The 17,921-nt window shown below is 66.3% G+C and carries 11 protein-coding genes; 7 read left to right on the top strand and 4 right to left on the bottom strand.

Translation table 11 applies throughout. The annotated features are described in order from the left end of the window. The 3 genes from carB to CON77_RS02290 all read left to right on the top strand — a co-directional run bounded on the left by carB (position 1) and on the right by CON77_RS02290 (position 4,310). Complete coding sequence (gene carB / locus CON77_RS02300) at positions 1–3,258, top strand: carbamoyl-phosphate synthase large subunit (protein WP_101047427.1); 3,258 nt, start codon at positions 1–3, stop codon at positions 3,256–3,258. Positions 3,259–3,381: 123 nt separating this feature from the next. Continuing rightward, positions 3,382–3,858, top strand: coding sequence for a transcription elongation factor GreA (gene greA, locus CON77_RS02295; RefSeq protein WP_101047425.1), 477 nt, complete (start codon positions 3,382–3,384; stop codon positions 3,856–3,858). Next, positions 3,855–4,310 (top strand): DUF4149 domain-containing protein, encoded by a 456-nt coding sequence (locus CON77_RS02290; protein ID WP_101047423.1) that lies wholly within the window; start codon positions 3,855–3,857, stop codon positions 4,308–4,310. The genes greA and CON77_RS02290 overlap by 4 nt, the downstream gene beginning before the upstream one ends. Before the next feature lie 34 nt (positions 4,311–4,344). Here CON77_RS02290 and folD read toward each other — a convergent pair whose 3' ends face one another. The 3 genes from folD to CON77_RS02275 are packed head-to-tail and all read right to left on the bottom strand — an operon-like array spanning position 4,345 to position 8,395. After that, positions 4,345–5,196 carry a bifunctional methylenetetrahydrofolate dehydrogenase/methenyltetrahydrofolate cyclohydrolase FolD gene (gene folD / locus CON77_RS02285; RefSeq protein ID WP_101047421.1) on the bottom strand — a complete coding sequence of 284 codons (852 nt, stop codon included), beginning with the start codon at positions 5,194–5,196 and terminating at the stop codon, positions 4,345–4,347. Positions 5,197–5,209: 13 nt separating this feature from the next. Beyond that, positions 5,210–5,836, bottom strand: a complete 627-nt coding sequence (locus CON77_RS02280) for a response regulator transcription factor (RefSeq protein ID WP_101047419.1) — start codon at positions 5,834–5,836, stop codon at positions 5,210–5,212. Between the two features lie 54 nt (positions 5,837–5,890). After that, on the bottom strand, positions 5,891–8,395 hold the full coding sequence (locus CON77_RS02275) for a PAS domain-containing sensor histidine kinase (RefSeq protein ID WP_101047417.1): 2,505 nt from the start codon (positions 8,393–8,395) through the stop codon (positions 5,891–5,893). Positions 8,396–8,563: 168 nt separating this feature from the next. On the opposite strand from CON77_RS02275, the gene aceE reads away from it, so the two are divergent. The 3 genes from aceE to lpdA are packed head-to-tail and all read left to right on the top strand — an operon-like array spanning position 8,564 to position 14,780. Next, a complete protein-coding gene (aceE, locus tag CON77_RS02270) occupies positions 8,564–11,269 on the top strand; it encodes a pyruvate dehydrogenase (acetyl-transferring), homodimeric type (RefSeq protein WP_101047415.1) in 2,706 nt (901 codons plus the stop codon). 18 nt (positions 11,270–11,287) lie between these two features. After that, on the top strand, positions 11,288–12,949 hold the full coding sequence (aceF, locus tag CON77_RS02265; protein ID WP_101047413.1) for a dihydrolipoyllysine-residue acetyltransferase: 1,662 nt from the start codon (positions 11,288–11,290) through the stop codon (positions 12,947–12,949). 10 nt (positions 12,950–12,959) lie between these two features. Continuing rightward, positions 12,960–14,780, top strand: coding sequence for a dihydrolipoyl dehydrogenase (lpdA, locus tag CON77_RS02260; protein ID WP_101047411.1), 1,821 nt, complete (start codon positions 12,960–12,962; stop codon positions 14,778–14,780). Between the two features lie 396 nt (positions 14,781–15,176). Here the strand turns inward: lpdA and fabI are convergent, their stop codons facing one another. Beyond that, positions 15,177–15,977, bottom strand: coding sequence for an enoyl-ACP reductase FabI (gene fabI / locus CON77_RS02255; RefSeq protein WP_101047409.1), 801 nt, complete (start codon positions 15,975–15,977; stop codon positions 15,177–15,179). A gap of 107 nt (positions 15,978–16,084) precedes the next feature. Here fabI and CON77_RS02250 point away from each other — a divergent pair, with 107 nt between their 5' ends. Next, positions 16,085–17,905, top strand: coding sequence for an extracellular solute-binding protein (locus tag CON77_RS02250; RefSeq protein ID WP_101047465.1), 1,821 nt, complete (start codon positions 16,085–16,087; stop codon positions 17,903–17,905). The last annotated feature ends 16 nt before the right edge of the window (positions 17,906–17,921 follow it).

Genomic DNA, 17,921 nt, shown 5'->3' with positions numbered 1-17,921 from the left:
ATGCCCAAGCGCACAGACATCAAGAGCATCCTCATCATCGGCGCCGGCCCGATCGTCATCGGTCAGGCCTGTGAATTCGACTACTCCGGCGTGCAGGCCTGCAAGGCGCTGCGCGAAGAGGGGTACAAGGTTATCCTGATCAACAGCAACCCCGCGACGATCATGACCGACCCGGCCACGGCCGACGTCACCTACATCGAGCCGATCACCTGGCAGACGGTCGAGAAGATCATCGCCAAGGAACGCCCGGACGCCATCCTGCCGACCATGGGCGGCCAGACAGCGCTGAACTGCGCGCTGGACCTGTGGCACCACGGCGTGCTCAACAAGTACAAGGTCGAGCTGATCGGCGCCACGCCCGAGGCCATCGACAAGGCAGAAGACCGCCTGAAGTTCAAGGACGCGATGACCCGCATCGGCCTGGGTTCGGCGCGTTCGGGCATCGCGCACAGCATGGACGAGGCTTGGGGCGTGCAGAAGAAGGTCGGCTTCCCGACCGTGATCCGCCCCAGCTTCACGCTGGGCGGCACGGGCGGCGGTATTGCCTACAACCCGGAAGAGTTCGAGACCATCTGCAAGCGCGGCCTGGAAGCCTCGCCCACCAACGAGCTGCTGATCGAAGAGTCGCTCGTGGGCTGGAAAGAGTACGAGATGGAAGTGGTCCGCGACAAGAAGGACAACTGCATCATCGTCTGCTCGATCGAGAACCTGGACCCGATGGGCGTGCACACCGGTGACTCGATCACCGTGGCGCCGGCGCAGACGCTGACCGACAAGGAATACCAGATCATGCGCAACGCCTCGCTGGCGGTGCTGCGTGAAATTGGTGTGGATACTGGCGGCTCCAACGTGCAGTTCTCGATCAACCCGAAAGACGGCCGCATGGTCGTGATCGAGATGAACCCGCGCGTGTCGCGTTCGTCGGCGCTGGCCTCCAAGGCCACTGGCTTCCCCATCGCCAAGATCGCGGCCAAGCTGGCCGTGGGCTACACGCTGGACGAGCTGAAGAACGAGATCACCGGCGGTGCGACCCCGGCGTCGTTCGAGCCCTCGATCGATTATGTGGTGACCAAGATCCCGCGTTTCGCGTTCGAGAAATTCCCCACCGCCGACAGCCGCCTGACCACCCAGATGAAGTCGGTGGGCGAGGTGATGGCCATGGGCCGAACCTTCCAGGAAAGCTTCCAAAAAGCCCTGCGTGGCCTGGAAGTAGGCGTGGACGGCATGAACGAGAAAACCCAGGACCGCGAGATCCTGGAGCGCGAGCTGGGCGAGCCCGGACCCGAGCGCATCTGGTACGTGGGCGATGCCTTTGCCGCCGGCTGGTCGCTGGACGAGGTGTTCAACCTGACCAAGATCGACAAGTGGTTCCTGGTGCAGATCGAAGAGATCGTCAAGATCGAACTGCAACTGGACCAGCTGACCGCCGACAAGGGCGAGGGCGCCCTGGCGTCCTTGAGCGCGGACACCCTGCGCATCCTGAAGCAAAAGGGCTTTTCCGACCGCCGCCTGGCCAAGCTGCTGAAGACCACCGAAAAAGCCGTGCGCGACCAGCGCCGCGCCCTGAAGGTGCGTCCGGTCTACAAGCGCGTGGACACCTGCGCGGCCGAGTTCGCCACCAACACCGCCTACATGTACTCGACCTACGAGGCCGAGTGCGAGGCCGCGCCGTCGGACAAGAAGAAGATCATGGTGCTGGGCGGCGGGCCGAACCGCATCGGCCAGGGCATCGAGTTCGATTACTGCTGCGTGCACGCCGCGCTCGCCATGCGCGAAGACGGGTACGAGACCATCATGGTCAACTGCAACCCGGAAACCGTGTCCACCGACTACGATACCAGCGACCGCCTGTATTTCGAGCCGCTGACGCTGGAAGACGTGTTGGAAATCGTGGACAAGGAAAAACCGGCCGGCGTGATCGTGCAGTACGGTGGTCAGACGCCGCTGAAGCTGGCCTTGGGCCTGGAGGCCGAGGGCGTGCCCATCATCGGCACCAGCCCGGACATGATCGACGCGGCCGAAGACCGCGAGCGCTTCCAGAAGCTGCTGCACGAACTGGGTCTGAAGCAGCCGCCCAACGCCACCGCCCGCACCGAAGCCGAGGCGCTGGAAAAGGCCGCCGAACTGGGTTACCCGCTGGTGGTGCGCCCCAGCTACGTGCTGGGCGGCCGTGCGATGGAGATCGTGCACGAACAGCGCGATCTGGAGCGCTACATGCGCGAGGCCGTGAAGGTGAGCAACGACAGCCCGGTGCTGCTCGACCGCTTCCTCAACGATGCCATCGAATGCGACGTGGACTGCCTGCGCGACAGCGAAGGCCAGACCCTGATCGGTGGCGTGATGGAGCACATCGAACAGGCCGGCGTGCACTCGGGCGACTCCGCCTGTTCGCTGCCGCCCTACAGCCTGAGCGCCGACACCGTGGCCGAAATCAAGCGCCAGTCCCAGGCCATGGCCGCGTCGCTGAACGTGGTCGGCCTGATGAACGTGCAGTTCGCGGTGCAAAAGCAGAACGGCCAGGACGTGATCTACGTGCTGGAAGTGAACCCGCGCGCCTCGCGCACGGTGCCCTTCGTGTCCAAGGCCACCGGCATCCAGCTGGCCAAGGTGGCCGCGCGCTGCATGGCCGGCCAGACGCTGGCGCAGCAGGGCATCACCCAGGAAGTGACCCCGCCGTACTACAGCGTCAAGGAAGCGGTGTTCCCCTTCGTCAAGTTTCCGGGCGTGGACACCATCCTGGGCCCCGAGATGAAGTCCACCGGCGAAGTGATGGGCGTGGGCAAGACTTTCGGCGAAGCCTTCGTCAAATCGCAGATGGGCGCGGGCACCAAGCTGCCGCGCGCCAGCGACGAGGTGAAGAAGGTGTTCCTGTCGGTGAAGAACAACGACAAGGCGCGTGCCGTGAACGTGGCGCGCGACCTGGTGGCGCTGGGCTTCGAGCTGGTGGCCACGCGCGGTTCCGCGGCGTCCATCACCGCAGCCGGCGTGCCCTGCACCGTGGTCAACAAGGTGACGGAAGGCCGCCCGAACATCGTGGACATGATCAAGAACGGCGAAATCGCCATGGTCATCAACACGGTGGAAGAGCGCCGCAACGCCATCGCTGATTCGCGCTACATCCGCACCTCGGCGCTGGTGAACCGTGTGACCACCTTCACCACCATCGCCGGCGCCGAAGCCGCGGTGGAGGGCATGAAGCACCTGGACACCCTGGGCGTGATCTCGGTGCAGGAGATGCACGCACAGCTCGCGGCCTGAGCCGCGCGCCGGGTTTGTCCGGATCTGGCCGAAACGCGCGTCTTGGTCCGGTTCGGGCATAATCTGCCGCAGACACACACCGCCGACCGGCAACGATCGGCGGTTTGCTTTTGGAGAATTGAAATGTCGACCTTTCCCGTCACCAAGCGCGGCGCCGACAAGCTCAAGGAAGAGCTGCAGCGCCTGAAATCCGTCGAACGCCCGGCCGTCATCACCGCCATTGCCGAAGCGCGCGCCCAGGGCGACCTGAGCGAAAACGCCGACTACGACGCGGCTAAGGAGCGCCAGGGCTTCATCGAAGGCCGCATCGCCGAGATCGAGGGCAAGCTGTCGGTGGCGCAGGTCATCGACCCGGCCTCTCTGGACGCTGGTGGCCGGGTGGTGTTCGGGGCCACGGTGGAACTGGAAGACGAGGCTTCGGGTGACGGCGTGACTTACCAGATCGTGGGTGAGGACGAGGCCGACCTGAAGCAGGGCCTGATCAACATCTCCAGCCCAATAGCACGCGCGCTGATCGGCAAGGAAGAGGGCGACGTGGCCGAGGTGCAGGCGCCGGGCGGCGTCAAGCGCTACGAGATCGTCACGGTCCGCTACCAATGAAACCTGGCTGCGGCGCGGGGCTGCACCGTTGGCCGCTGCTGCTGGCGGCCCTGTGGTGGGGCGGTTTGAGCGGCTTGAGTTTTGTCGCAGTGCCGATGGCGTTCGCTTTTTTCGGCAACCCGGCCGTGGCCGGCCCGTTCGCGGCCAAGCTGTTCCAGGTGCAGGCCTGGATGAGCTTGGTCGCGGCCTTGACCTTGCTGGTGTGGGGCCGTTTGCAGCGTCTGCAAGGCGGCGAAGTGACCGCGCGCTGGGTGATGCTGCCGTGGTTGCTGCTCGCGGCTTTGGCGGCGCTGGTGCAGGAGCATGGGGTTGCTGAGCGCATCCTGACGGCGCGCAGCACCGGGGGCAACCTGCGGTTGTGGCACGCGGTTGGCACGGGCTTGATTGTGTTGCAGTGGCTCAGCGCCTTGCGCGTGCTGTGCTGGCTGGCGTCGCGCAACGGCCGGCACTGAACGGGGGGGGCGCCGCCCCCCACCTGTGGCACGTTCAGGCCAGCGCGCGCTCGGCCGATTCCAGGGTGTTGACCATCAGCATGGTGATGGTCATGGGGCCCACGCCACCGGGCACTGGGGTGATGTAACCCGCCACGTCCTTCACCCCGTCGAAGTCCACGTCGCCGCAGAGCTTGCCGGCGTCGTTGCGGTTCATGCCCACGTCCAGCACCACCGCGCCGGGCTTGACCATGTCGGCCGTCAGCACGTTGCGCTTGCCCACCGCGGCCACGATCACGTCGGCCTGCAGCGTCTGCGCCTTCAGGTCGGCGGTGCGCGAATGGCAGACGGTGACGGTAGCGTCTTGTTGCAGCAGCATCATGGCCATGGGCTTGCCGACAATGTTGCTGCGGCCGATGACGACCGCGTGCTTGCCGCGTAGGTCGTAGCCGATGCTTTCGAGCATCTTCATGCAGCCGTAGGGAGTGCAGGGCCAGAAGCCGGGCTGACCCACCATCAGGGCACCGGCGCTGGCGACGTGGAAGCCGTCCACATCCTTGGCCGGGCTGATGGCCTCGATGACCTTGTGCGCATCGATGTGCGCCGGCAGCGGCAGCTGCACCAGGATGCCGTGGATGGTCGGGTCGTTGTTCAGGGCATCGACCCGGGCCAGCAGCTCGGCCTCGGTCATGCTGGCGGGGTATTGCTCCAGGACCGAATGCATGCCGGTGTCGTGGCAGGCCTTGACCTTGTTGCGCACGTAGACCTGGCTGGCCGGGTTGTCGCCCACCAGGACGACGGCCAGCCCAGGGGTGTGGCCCTGGGCGCGCAGGGTGGCGACGCGTTCGGAAACTTCGGTGCGCAGTTGGCGCGAGAGGGCGTTGCCGTCGATCAGTTGTGCGGTCATGCGAAACAGGAGGTCAGGCCTTGGCGGTGGCGGGTGCCAAGGCGATTTTGAGCAGGTCGGCCACGGTGTTGGCGCCCAGCTTTTCCATGATGTTGGCGCGGTGCGCCTCCACCGTCTTGATGCTGATGCCGAGGTCGTCGGCGATCTGCTTGTTCAGGCGCCCGGCGACGATGCGTTCGAGCACCTGCGATTCGCGCGTGGTCAGGCGGCCGAGCAGGGCGTCGCGGTTGGCGGCCTGCTGATGCACCGAGAAGGCCTCGCGCGCGGTTTCCAGCATGCGTTCAACCAGGCCCACCAGTTGCTCTTCGTTGAAGGGTTTCTGAATGAAGTCGAGCGCGCCCTTTTTCATGGTCTCCACCGCCATGGGCACGTCGCCGTGGCCGGTGATGAAGACGATGGGCAGGGGGGACTGGCGCTCCAGCAGGCGGTTCTGCAGGTCCAGGCCGGTCATGCCGCCCATGCGGATGTCGGCGATCAGGCAGGCCACTTCGCGCGGGTCGTAGCGGCTCAGAAAAGCCTCGGCGGATTCGAAGCAGCGGACCCGGTAGTCCTTGCCCTCGAGCAGCCATTGCAACGAGTCGCGCACGGCCTCGTCGTCGTCCACCACGTACACCGTGCCTCTTTTCGGAATCAAGCTCATCTCACTCTTTCTGGTGTTGTGATTCGTGCATCGGGTGCGACCCCGACCGGGTTATCACGCATTGACCGTGGACGCGACAGGAATCCAGAAACTGAATTCGCAACCCGTGATTTCCGAGCCATTGTAGAGGTTTCGCGCCTGCAGTCTGCCGTGGTGCGACTCGACGATGGAGCGGCACAATTTCAGGCCGATGCCCATGCCTTCGGACTTGGTGCTGTAGAAGGCTTCGTAGATGCGTTCGAGCTGCTCCATCGGCACGCCCTGGCCGCTGTCGCGGACCACGAATTCGACCGCATCGGTGTCGTCGATCTTGCGCGGGGCCACGGTCAGCTCGACGTGCCGTTGCGCTGGGGCGCGCTGGGCCTGGGCGATGGATTCGCCCCCGTTCTTGATCAGGTTGATCAGCACCTGTTCGATCAGGATCGGGTCCACCATCAGGCGCGGCAGGCGCGCCGCGACGTAGGTGTTCAGCCGCACCGTGTGCCGGCGCAGGTCGATTTCGGCCAGCTCGGTGGCGTTGCTCACCATCTGCGCCACGTCCGAGAGGGTGGGGTTGGGCTCGCTGCGCTTCACGAAGGCGCGGATGCGCTGGATGATCTGCCCGGCGCGCTGCGCCTGCTTCGCGGTTTTTTCCAGGGCACCCAGCAACTCCTCTTCGCTGATCTGCTTTTTTTGCAGCCGCGAGATCATGCCGCTGCTGTAGTTGCTGATGGCGGTCAGCGGCTGGTTCAGCTCGTGCGCCACGCTGGACGCCATTTCGCCCATGGTGATGAGCCGGCTGGCGGTTTCGGCACGCTCGGCCTGGAGCGCGGCCTGCTCTTCGGCGAGGCGGCGGGCGGTGATGTCGGTGGCGATGACCATCTGCGCCAGGCGGCCGTCGACCCAGGTCAGGTAGCGGGTGCGCACCTCCAGCCACTTGTTGAGTTCGCCGATGTAGACCTGGACGTTCTCGGCGCTGGCGTCGAGCAGGGTGTCGGTGGGCAGGCCCGCCAGGCCATCGACCAGGTCGGCCCCTTCGGTGGACGGGACTGCCGGCAAGGTGGAGGACTGGTCGAGCAGCATCCGGTGCCCGCGCCCGCCGCTGCCCAGCCAGGTCTGGTACATCTTGTTGGCGAACAGCAGTTCGGCGCTGCCCAGCGGCGCCACCGAAATGGCTTCGTCCAGGCTGTCGAGTACGGTGGTGAAGCGGTCGTAGGAGGCGGTCAGTTCCTCGCGGATGCGCTTGGGTTCGGTGATGTCGGTCATGGACGTCATCCAGCCGGTCTGCCGGCCGTGCGCGTCCACCAGGGGCGAGACGTACATCCGCGCATAGAAGATGCTGCCGTTCTTGCGCTTGACGGGCACTTCAAACCCGCCCGGCAGGGAGCGGCCGTGCAGTTCGTCTTCCAGCCGGGCCATGAGGGTGTCGTGCTCGGCATCGGGCCAGTAGGGGAAGGGCGGGCTTCGGCCGAGCAGGTCGTCTTCGGTCCAGCCGGTCATGCGGCAGAAGGCCGGGTTGACGTAGGCGATCCGGCCCTGCAGGTCGAGTGCCCGCATGCCGGTGAGCATGGAGTTCTCCATGGCGCGGCGGAAATTGGTTTCGGCCACCAGGGCGCGCTGGGCCTGCAGGCGCCGGCGCGTATGGCGCATGTTGGCCAGCAGCATCCAGACGGTGAGGGCGCTCATCGCGCCCACGACCCAGAAAAAGGTTTCGCCGATGGTGTCGCGGCTGGTGCGGTAGCCCTCGGCCCGGATGACCAGGCTGTTGCCGACCGGGGACACCGGCATCTCGTGCGATTGGGGCTTTGCGGCCCAGGGCAGGCGGCGCAGCCCGGTCAGGGTGACGGCGTGCGCGGTGCCCGCCAGGACGTTGTGCTGGTCGTCGAGCAGGGTCACGGCGTACCGGGCCAACACCTCGTTGGGCACGCCGAAACGCATCAGCGCATCGACCGAGTATTCGGCCATCAGCACGCCGCTGAAGCGGCCCTGCTCGTTCAGCGGCACCAGCAGCAGGATGGTGCGTTCTTCGCCCGGCAGGCCCAGGGGGCGCGAGTAAAGGGTCTGGCGCAGGTCGCGGGCCAGCTCGAAGGTGCCGTCGGTGCTTTCCGGGGAGAGGGCCTGGCCGCTGGCCCGCGCCATGTGGGCCGGCGCGCTGGGCGAGGCGTAGCCGGTGACCACTTCGCGCAGGGCGTTGACCCAGGTCACCGCCAGCAACTCGGGGTACTGGGAGACCAGGGTTTCGATCTGGAAGCCGAATTCGGTTTCTTCGATCTCCCGGTTGGAGATGTCGCGCGCGATGCGCATCAGCTGCTCCTGGCGCTCCAGCAGGCGCAGCCGCAGGCGTTGCTGGGCGTACTCGACGTCGCGGGTGACGGCCTCCTGCTCCCGGTCGATTTCTTCCAGGGTGAAGTAGGTGATGGCGGAAAAGATGGCGGCCAGGAAGAGAAACACCGACAGCAGCGGGCCGATCGCGGCCAGCCTGTCCTGCTGCGTGGGGGGGAGGCTGCGCCAACGGTTGCGCCACCACGTCAAGGGCGAGGCGCTCCGGGTGGCGGGTTTCAAGGACGGGGGAACGGGCATGGCGCGAGTCTAGAGGATTGTCCGGTGCTTGCCACGATCGACGCGACATTTAAATTCCATAATATAAAAAAACAAATCGCATGTTGAAAATGAATCGAAACCGTGCGAAACTTCGTGACACGGTGAGGCGCTCACCGTTATCTTTGTTCAAACGCCCAGGAGACATCCATGTCCAACAGCCCCGCGCCGGCCAAAGGCTACGTGCCGCTCGACACCGACCAACAAGAAACCCGCGAGTGGCTCGATGCCTTGCGCGCGGTGATCGAGAAAGAGGGGGGCGAACGGGCCCACTTTCTGCTGGAGCAATTGCTGGAAGAGGCCCGCGAAAGCAGCATCGACCTGCCGTTCTCGGCCACCACGGGCTACGTCAACACGCTGGAGCCGACCGAAGAGGCGCGCTGCCCGGGCAACATCGAGATCGAGGAGCGCCTGCGCGCCTACATGCGCTGGAACGCCATGGCGATGGTGGTCAAGGCCAACCGCCACAACCCGGCCGACGGCGGCGATCTGGGCGGCCACATCGGCTCCTTCGCATCGCTGGCCCACATGTTTGGGGCCGGCTTCAACCACTTCTGGCACGCCGAGAGCGAAGGCCACGGCGGCGACTGCATCTACATCCAGGGTCATGTGTCGCCCGGCGTGTACGCCCGCGCCTACCTGGAAGGCCGCCTGACCGAAGAGCAACTGCTGAACTTCCGCCAGGAAGTGGACGGCCGGGGGCTGTCGAGCTACCCGCACCCCAAGCTGATGCCGGAGTTCTGGCAGTTCCCGACCGTGTCCATGGGCCTGGGCCCGCTGATGGCGATTTACCAGGCGCGTTTCCTGAAATACCTGCACGCCCGCGGCATTGCCGACACCAGCAACCGCAAGGTCTGGGTCTTCTGCGGCGACGGCGAAATGGACGAGCCGGAAAGCCTGGGCGCCATCGGCCTGGCCGCGCGCGAAGGCCTGGACAACCTGATCTTCGTCATCAACTGCAACCTGCAGCGGCTGGACGGCCCGGTGCGCGGCAACGGCAAGATCGTGCAGGAGCTGGAAGGCGAGTTTCGCGGGGCCGGCTGGAACGTGATCAAGCTGCTGTGGGGCTCGGGCTGGGACCCGCTGCTGGCGCGCGACAAGGATGGCGCCCTGCGCAAGATCATGATGGAGACGCTGGACGGCGACTACCAGGCCTTCAAGGCCAACGACGGTGCCTACGTGCGCAAGCACTTCTTCGGCCGCGACCCCAAGGCGCTGGAGCTGGTGGCGCACATGAGCGACGACGACATCTGGAACCTGAAGCGCGGTGGCCACGACCCGCAGAAGGTGTACGCCGCCTACCACAAGGCGGTGAACCACAAGGGCCAGCCGACCGTGCTGCTGATCAAGACCGTCAAGGGTTTTGGCATGGGCAAGGCCGGTGAGGGCAAGAACACCGTGCACCAGACCAAGAAGCTGACGGACGAGGACATCAAGTACATCCGCGACCGCTTCAATATCCCGATCCCGGACAGCGAGCTGCCCAAGATCCCGTTTTACAAACCGGCCGACGACACGCCGGAAATGCAGTACCTGCACGAGCGCCGCCAAGCCCTGGGCGGCTACCTGCCGCACCGCCGCACCCACGCCGACGAAAGTTTCACCGTGCCGGCGTTGGACACCTTCAAGGCGGTGCTGGAGCCCACCGCGGAAGGCCGGGAAATTTCCACCACCCAGGCCTATGTGCGTTTCCTGACGCAACTGCTGCGCGACCAGGCCCTGGGCCCGCGCGTGGTGCCGATTCTGGTGGACGAGGCCCGCACCTTCGGCATGGAAGGCCTGTTCCGCCAGGTCGGCATCTACAACCCACTGGGCCAGCAGTACACCCCGGTCGACAAAGACCAGGTCATGTACTACAAGGAAGACAAGGCCGGCCAGATCCTGCAGGAAGGCATCAACGAGGCCGGCGGCATGAGCAGCTGGATCGCCGCGGCCACGTCTTACAGCACGTCCAACCGCATCATGGTGCCGTTCTACGTGTACTACTCGATGTTTGGCTTCCAGCGCATCGGCGACCTGGCCTGGGCGGCCGGCGACATGCAGGCGCGCGGCTTCCTGCTGGGCGGCACCTCTGGGCGCACCACGCTGAACGGCGAAGGCCTGCAGCACGAGGACGGCCACAGCCACATCATGGCCGGCACCATTCCGAACTGCATCAGCTATGACCCCACGTTTGCCCACGAGGTGGCGGTGATCCTGCACCATGGCCTCAAGCGCATGGTGGAAAAGCAGGACAACGTCTTCTACTACCTGACCCTGCTGAACGAGAACTACGCCATGCCCGGCCTGACCGCCGGCACAGAAGAGCAGATCATCAAGGGCATGTACCTGTGCAAGGAAGGCGCCAAGCTGACCCCGCGCGTGCAATTGCTGGGTTCGGGCACCATCCTGCGCGAGAGCATCGCCGCGCAGGAACTGCTGGAGAAAGACTGGGGCGTGGCCGCCAACGTGTGGAGCTGCCCGAGCTTCAACGAACTGACCCGCGACGGCCAGGACGCCGAGCGCTGGAACCTGCTGCACCCGCTGGAAGCGCCGCGCGTGCCGTTCGTGGCCCAGCAACTGGCCGCGCACACCGGGCCGGTGGTCGCCTCCACCGACTACATGAAGGCCTATGCCGAGCAGGTCCGCCCCTTCATCCCCAAGGGCCGCACCTATAAGGTGCTGGGCACCGACGGTTTTGGTCGCAGCGACTTCCGCAGCAAGCTGCGCGAGCACTTCGAGGTGAACCGCCACTACATCGTGGTGGCGGCGCTCAAGGCCCTGGCCGAAGAGGGCACCGTGCCGGCGACCAAGGTGGCCGAAGCCATTGCCAAGTACGGCATCAACGCCGACAAAGTCAACCCCCTGTACGCCTGAAGCACCGGAGACACGAACATGGCACTGATTGAAGTGAAGGTCCCGGACATCGGCGACTTTGATGAAGTGGCGGTGATTGAACTGCTGGTGAAGGTGGGCGATACCGTGCAGGCCGAGCAGTCGCTGATCACGGTCGAGTCCGACAAGGCCTCGATGGAAATCCCGTCCAGCACGGCCGGCGTGGTGAAAGAAATGCGCGTGGCGCTGGGCGACAAGGTGAAAGAAGGTTCGGTGGTGCTGGTGGTGGAGGCCGCGGATGAAGCGGCTGCGTTGGCGCCTGCAGCGGCCCCTGCCAGCGCCGCCCCCGTGGCGGTTTCGGCGCCGGCCCCGGTGGCCGCACCCGTGGCAGCGCCTGCCGCGGCCGCGGGCCCGGTGGAGGTGCGTGTGCCCGACATCGGCGACTTCAAGGACGTCGCGGTGATCGAGGTGTTCGTGAAGCCGGGCGACACGGTGAAAGTAGAGCAATCGCTCATCACTGTGGAGTCCGACAAGGCGTCGATGGAAATTCCGTCGTCGGCCGCGGGCGTGGTCAAGGAACTCAAGGTCCAGTTGGGCGACAAGGTCAACATCGGCGACCTGCTGGCCATTTTGGAAGGCGCCGCTGGCGCACCTGCAGCGGCTCCGGTGGCTGCAGCACCCGCTGCCGTGGCAACTGCTGCCGCTGCGGCCGCAGCTCCGGTGGCGGCCAGCGTGTCGGCCCCGGTCGCCGCGCCGGCCCACAACCCCACCGCCACCTCGGCGCTGGGTCTGCCGCACGCTTCGCCCTCGGTGCGCAAGTTCGCCCGCGAACTGGGTGTTCCGCTGGCGGAAGTCAAGGGTTCCGGCGCCAAGGGGCGCATCACCCAGGAAGACGTGCAGGCCTTCACCCAGTCGGTCATGGCCGGCGCCATCCAGACCTTGGCGCAAGCCGCGAAAGCACCGGCTGCGGCGGCTGGTGGTGGCTCCGAACTGGGCCTGATCCCCTGGCCCAAGGTGGACTTTGCCAAGTTCGGCCCGATCGAGCGCAAGGAGCTGTCGCGCATCAAGAAGATCAGCGGCGCCAACCTGCTGCGCAACGCGGTGATGATCCCCGCCGTCACCAACCACGACGACGCCGACATCACCGACCTGGAAGCCTTCCGCGTGGCCACCAACAAGGAAAACGAGAAGTCGGGCGTCAAGGTGACGATGCTGGCCTTCCTGATCAAGGCCTGCGTGGCCGCCCTCAAGAAGTTCCCCGAGTTCAACTCCAGCCTGGACGGCGACGCGCTGGTCTACAAGCAGTACTACCACATCGGCTTCGCGGCCGACACGCCCAACGGTCTGGTGGTTCCGGTCATCAAGGACGCCGACAAGAAGGGCGTGCTGCAGATCAGCCAGGAAATGGGCGAACTGGCCAAGAAGGCGCGCGACGGCAAGCTGGGCCCGGCCGACATGTCCGGCGCGACCTTCACCATTTCGTCGCTGGGTGGCATTGGCGGGCGGTATTTCACGCCCATCATCAACGCGCCCGAAGTGGCCATTCTGGGCGTCTGCAAGAGCCAGATGGAGCCGGTGTGGGACGGCAAGGCCTTCCAGCCGCGCCTGATGTTGCCGCTTTCCCTGACCTGGGACCACCGCGTGATCGACGGCGCTGCCGCCGCCCGCTTCAACGTGTACCTGGGCCAGATCCTGGCCGACTTCCGCCGCGTGCTGCTGTAAGGAGAACAAGATGGCATTGATGGACATCCAGGTTCCCGACATCGGCGACTTCGACGCGGTGGCGGTGATTGAATTGCTGGTCAAACCCGGCGACACGGTGAAGCCCGAGCAATCGCTGATCACGGTCGAATCGGACAAGGCTTCGATGGAGATTCCGTCGTCGCACGCCGGCGTGGTGAAAGAACTCAAAGTCAAGCTGGGCGACAAGGTGAGCCAGGGCTCGGTGGTGCTGTCGCTGGAGGTGGAGGGCGCTGCGGCGGCGCCGGTTCCGGCCGCTGCGCCCGCACCGGTGGCTGCTCCGGTGGCCGCCCCGGCCGCGCCGGTGGTGGCCCCCACGGCCGCCAGCTTTGGCGGTTCGGCCGACATCGACTGCGACGTGCTGGTGCTGGGCGCCGGCCCCGGCGGCTATTCGGCCGCCTTCCGCGCGGCCGACCTCGGCCTGAAGGTCGTGCTCGTCGAGCGCTACGCCCAACTGGGCGGCGTCTGCCTGAACGTGGGTTGCATCCCGTCCAAGGCGCTGCTGCACGTGGCGGCGGTGATGGACGAGGTCTCGCACCTGGGCGATCTGGGCGTGGAGTTCGGCCAGCCCACGGTCAGCGTGGACAAGCTGCGCGCCCACAAGGAAAAGGTCATCGGCAAGCTGACCGGTGGTCTGGCCGCCATGGCCAAGATGCGCAAGGTCACCACCGTGCGCGGCTACGGCGCCTTCGTCGGCCCCAACCATGTGGAGGTCGAAGAGACCACCGGCACTGGGCAGGAGAAGACGGGCACCAAGAAGGTCGTGGCCTTCAAGACCTGCATCATCGCGGCCGGCTCGCAGGCCGTGCGCCTGCCCTTCATGCCGGACGATCCGCGCGTGGTGGACTCCACCGGTGCGCTGGCGCTGCAGGGCGTGCCCAAGAAGATGCTCATCGTCGGCGGCGGCATCATCGGCCTGGAAATGGGCACGGTTTACAGCACGCTGGGCGCGCGCCTGGACGTGGTCGAGATGATGGACGGCCTGATGCAGGGCGCCGACCGCGACCTGGTCAAGGTCTGGGAAAAGATGAACAAGGGCCGCTTCGACAAGATCATGTTGAAGACCAAGACCGTGGGCGCCACGGCCACGCCCGAGGGCATCCAGGTCCAGTTCGAGGGCCTGGACGGCAGCAAGAGCGAAGGCACCTACGACCTGGTGCTGCAGGCCGTCGGCCGTACCCCGAACGGCAAGAAGATCGCCGCCGACAAGGCCGGCGTGGCCGTCACCGACCGCGGCTTCATCAACGTTGACATCCAGATGCGCACCAACGTGCCGCACATCTTCGCCATCGGCGACATCGTGGGCCAGCCCATGCTGGCGCACAAGGCGGTGCACGAGGCGCACGTGGCGGCCGAAGTCATCGCTGGCGAACTGCAAGGCAACCAGGAACTGGCCAGTGCCGCCTTCAACGCCCGGGTGATTCCGTCGGTGGCCTACACCGACCCCGAGGTGGCCTGGGTGGGCTTGACCGAGGACCAGGCCAAAGCGCAGGGCATCAAGGTCAAGAAGGGCCTGTTCCCCTGGACGGCTTCGGGCCGCGCCATCGCCAACGGCCGCGACGAGGGCTTCACCAAGCTGCTGTTCGACGATTCGCCCGAGGCCCATGGCCACGGCAAGATCCTGGGCGGCGGCATGGTGGGCACCCACGCCGGCGACATGATCGGCGAGATCGCGCTGGCGATCGAGATGGGCGCCGACGCGTTGGACATCGGCAAGACCATCCACCCGCACCCCACGTTGGGCGAAAGCATCGGCATGGCGGCGGAGGTGGCGCACGGCTCCTGCACCGATTTGCCGCCGAGCAAGAAGTAAGGCATTCACCGCCCATCCACAAAGCCCGGACCGGCGACGGTTCGGGCTTTTTCGTTTCACTCCAGGATTTTCCTCAGGCAGGCGACCAACCAGCGGTGCTGGTATCACGCCCCAACGGCCTCTTCATCGAAGGGAGGCAAGCCCTCCGAAGGCTGCCGGGTCCTGCAGTGTCCCCAAACGCATGTCATGCAGAAACCATTGACCCGGAGTGCCGTCATGCAGGGAACACCTGCCTGCACAGCAGCCTGTCCATCGCGACCGGCGATCTGAAAGACCACCGCGATCAAAAGCGCTTGTTGCCGGTGGGCCTGCGCGCCACCGGTTGAGGCCGGCTCAGACCCGTCAGCGCTTCAAGAGGGGTGGATACGCCCCTCTTGCTTGATCAAGATTCAAAACTCAGGCGTCGGCCGGTTCGGCGATGCCGCCCACCACCTGGCTGAAACCGCCGTCCACGTAGGTGATTTCGGCGGTCACGCCTGCGGCCAGGTCGCTCAGCAGGAAAGCGGCGACGTTGCCCACGTCGTCGATGGTGACGTTGCGGCGGATGGGTGCGGTCTCGGCCACCACGTTGAGGATCTTGCCAAAACCCTTGATGCCGCTGGCGGCCAGTGTCTTGATGGGGCCGGCCGAGATGCCGTTGGCGCGCAGGCCGCGGCCCTTGGCGCCCAGGGATTCGGCCAGGTAGCGCACCGAGGCCTCCAGAGACGCTTTGGCCAGGCCCATGGTGTTGTAGTTGGGCACGTTGCGGATGGCGCCCAGGTAGGTCAGGGTCAGCAGCGCGGCGTTGTCGTTCAGGTGGGGCAGGGCGGCCTTGGCCATGGCCGGGAAGCTGTAGGCGCTGATGTCGTGCGCGATCTGGAAGCCCTCGCGGCTCAGGCCGTCGAGGAAATCGCCAGCGATGGCTTCGCGCGGGGCGTAGCCGATGGCGTGCACAAAGCCGTCGAAGGTGGGCCAGTGGGCCGACAGGTCGCTGAACAGCTGCGCGATCTGGGCGTCGTCGCCCACGTCGCAGTCGAACACGAGCTTGGAGCCGAATTCGGCGGCAAATTCGGTGATGCGGCCTTTGAAGCGCTCGCCCACATAGCTGAACGCCAGCTCGGCGCCCTGTGCATGGCAGGCCTTGGCGATGCCGTAGGCGATGGAACGGTTGGACAGCACGCCCGTGATCAGCAGTTTCTTGCCAGCCAGAAAACCCATGGGTCAAATCTCCAGTAAAAATCCTGCAGAATTGTCGCATGCTCTCCCCCTGGTCTCGGTCCATGCCCACCCGCTCGGCCATTTGGCTCGCTTGGCGCCACTTGGCCATGGCGGGCGCCTGGGCCTGTGTGGCCGCGTCGCCGGCCTGGGCGGCCCACGGTTACGCGCTGTGGGGCGAACTCAAGTACCCGGCCAGCTTCGGCCATTTCGACTACGTCAACCCCCAGGCACCCAAGGGCGGCGAACTGCGGCTCGTGAGCAACCTGCGCACCTCCACCTTCGACAAATACAACCCGTTCACCTTGCGCGGCAGTGCGCCGGCCTACCTGTCGGACCTGATGTTCGACACGCTGCTGACGGGGGCCGCCGACGAGAGCGGGGCCGCCTACGGCCTGCTGGCCGAGGACGTGCAGGCCGCGCCGGACGGCCTGTCGGTCACCTTCCGCCTGCGGGCGCAGGCCCGCTTCCACAACGGTCAACCGGTGCTGGCCGCCGACGTGAAGCACAGCTTCGACACTTTGATGGGGCCGCACACCTCGCCCGCCTACAAAACGGTGCTGGCCGACGTGGCCGGCCTGGACGTGCTGGACGAACGCACCGTGCGCTACCGCTTCAAGAAGGCCAGCCGCGAACTGCCGCTGACGGTGGGCGGCCTGCCGGTGTTCAGCCGCGCCTGGGGCGACGAGCCCGACCCCAAGACCGGCCAGCGCAAGACCTTCGACCAGGTGGTGATGGACACGCCCATCGGCAGCGGGCCTTACCGCATCGGCCCGGTGCGTTTCGGCAAGGACATCACCTACCTGCGCGATCCCCAATACTGGGCGCGCGACCTGCCGGTGCGCCGCGGCACGGCCAATTTCGACCGCATCACGGTCAAGATCTACAAGGACAACACCGCCAAGCTCGAAGCGTTGAAGGCCGGCGAGTTCGACCTGATGCGCTTTTTCTCGGCCGGCGACTGGGCGCGCCGCGTCAGCGGCAAGCGTTTTGCCAGCGGCGAACTGGTCAAGGGCGAGTTCACCCACCGGCTGCCCACCGGTTTCCAGAGCTACGTGCTCAATACCCGGCGTCCGCCGCTGGACGACATCCGCGTGCGCGAAGCCCTGGGCCTGGCGCTGGACTACGAGTGGATGAACCGGCAGATGTTCTACAGCGCCTACCGGCGGGTGCGCGGGCTGTTCGGCAACACCGACTGTTCGCCACAGGGCGTGCCCGACGCGGCCGAGCTGGCCCTGCTCACGCCCTGGCGGACCCAACTGCCGCCGGCGGTGTTCGGCCCCATGTTCGAGCCGCCGCGCACCGACGGTGACCGCAGCCTGCGCGCCAACCTGCGCCGCGCCCAGGCCCTGCTGCGCGAAGCCGGCTGGACGGTGCAGGGCGGCCAGCTGCGCAACGCCCGGGGCGAGCCGCTGGTGCTGGAGTACCTGGACAGCAACGAGGGTGGGGCCCGCGTGGTCACGCCCTGGGCGCGCAACCTGAGCAAGCTGGGCATCGAGCTGAAGTACCGCCCGGTCGACTTTGCCCTGTACCAGCAGCGCCTGCGCAGCTTCGACTTCGACCTGATCTCCATCGCCTACCAGGGCAGCGACAACCCCGGCGCCGAATACGCCGACCTGTTCGGCAGCGTGGCCGCGCGCACCGAGGACTCGGGCAACTTCGCCGGCGTGTCCAGCCCGGCGGTGGACGCGCTGATCGCCCGCATGACCGGGGCCAAGACCCGGCCCGACTTCCTGGCCGCCTGCCGGGCGCTGGACCGTGCCATCAGCCACAGCCATGTGCTGGTGCCGCAGTGGTCGGCCACCACGCACCGGCTGGCCTACAACGCCTGGCGCCTGGCCCGGCCGGCGCAGATGCCCCCTTATGCCAGCGGCGAGGGCTGGGCCCTCGACACCTGGTGGGCCCAGCCGGCGGCGCCCGCCGGCCGGTGAGTTCCCGCCACCGGCC

This window comes from Macromonas nakdongensis, from assembly GCF_002837145.1.
Lineage (GTDB): Bacteria > Pseudomonadota > Gammaproteobacteria > Burkholderiales > Burkholderiaceae_C > Macromonas_B > Macromonas_B nakdongensis.
The sequence above is the reverse complement of the archived record's forward strand: the minus strand, read 5'-3'. Positions and strand labels throughout refer to the sequence as shown.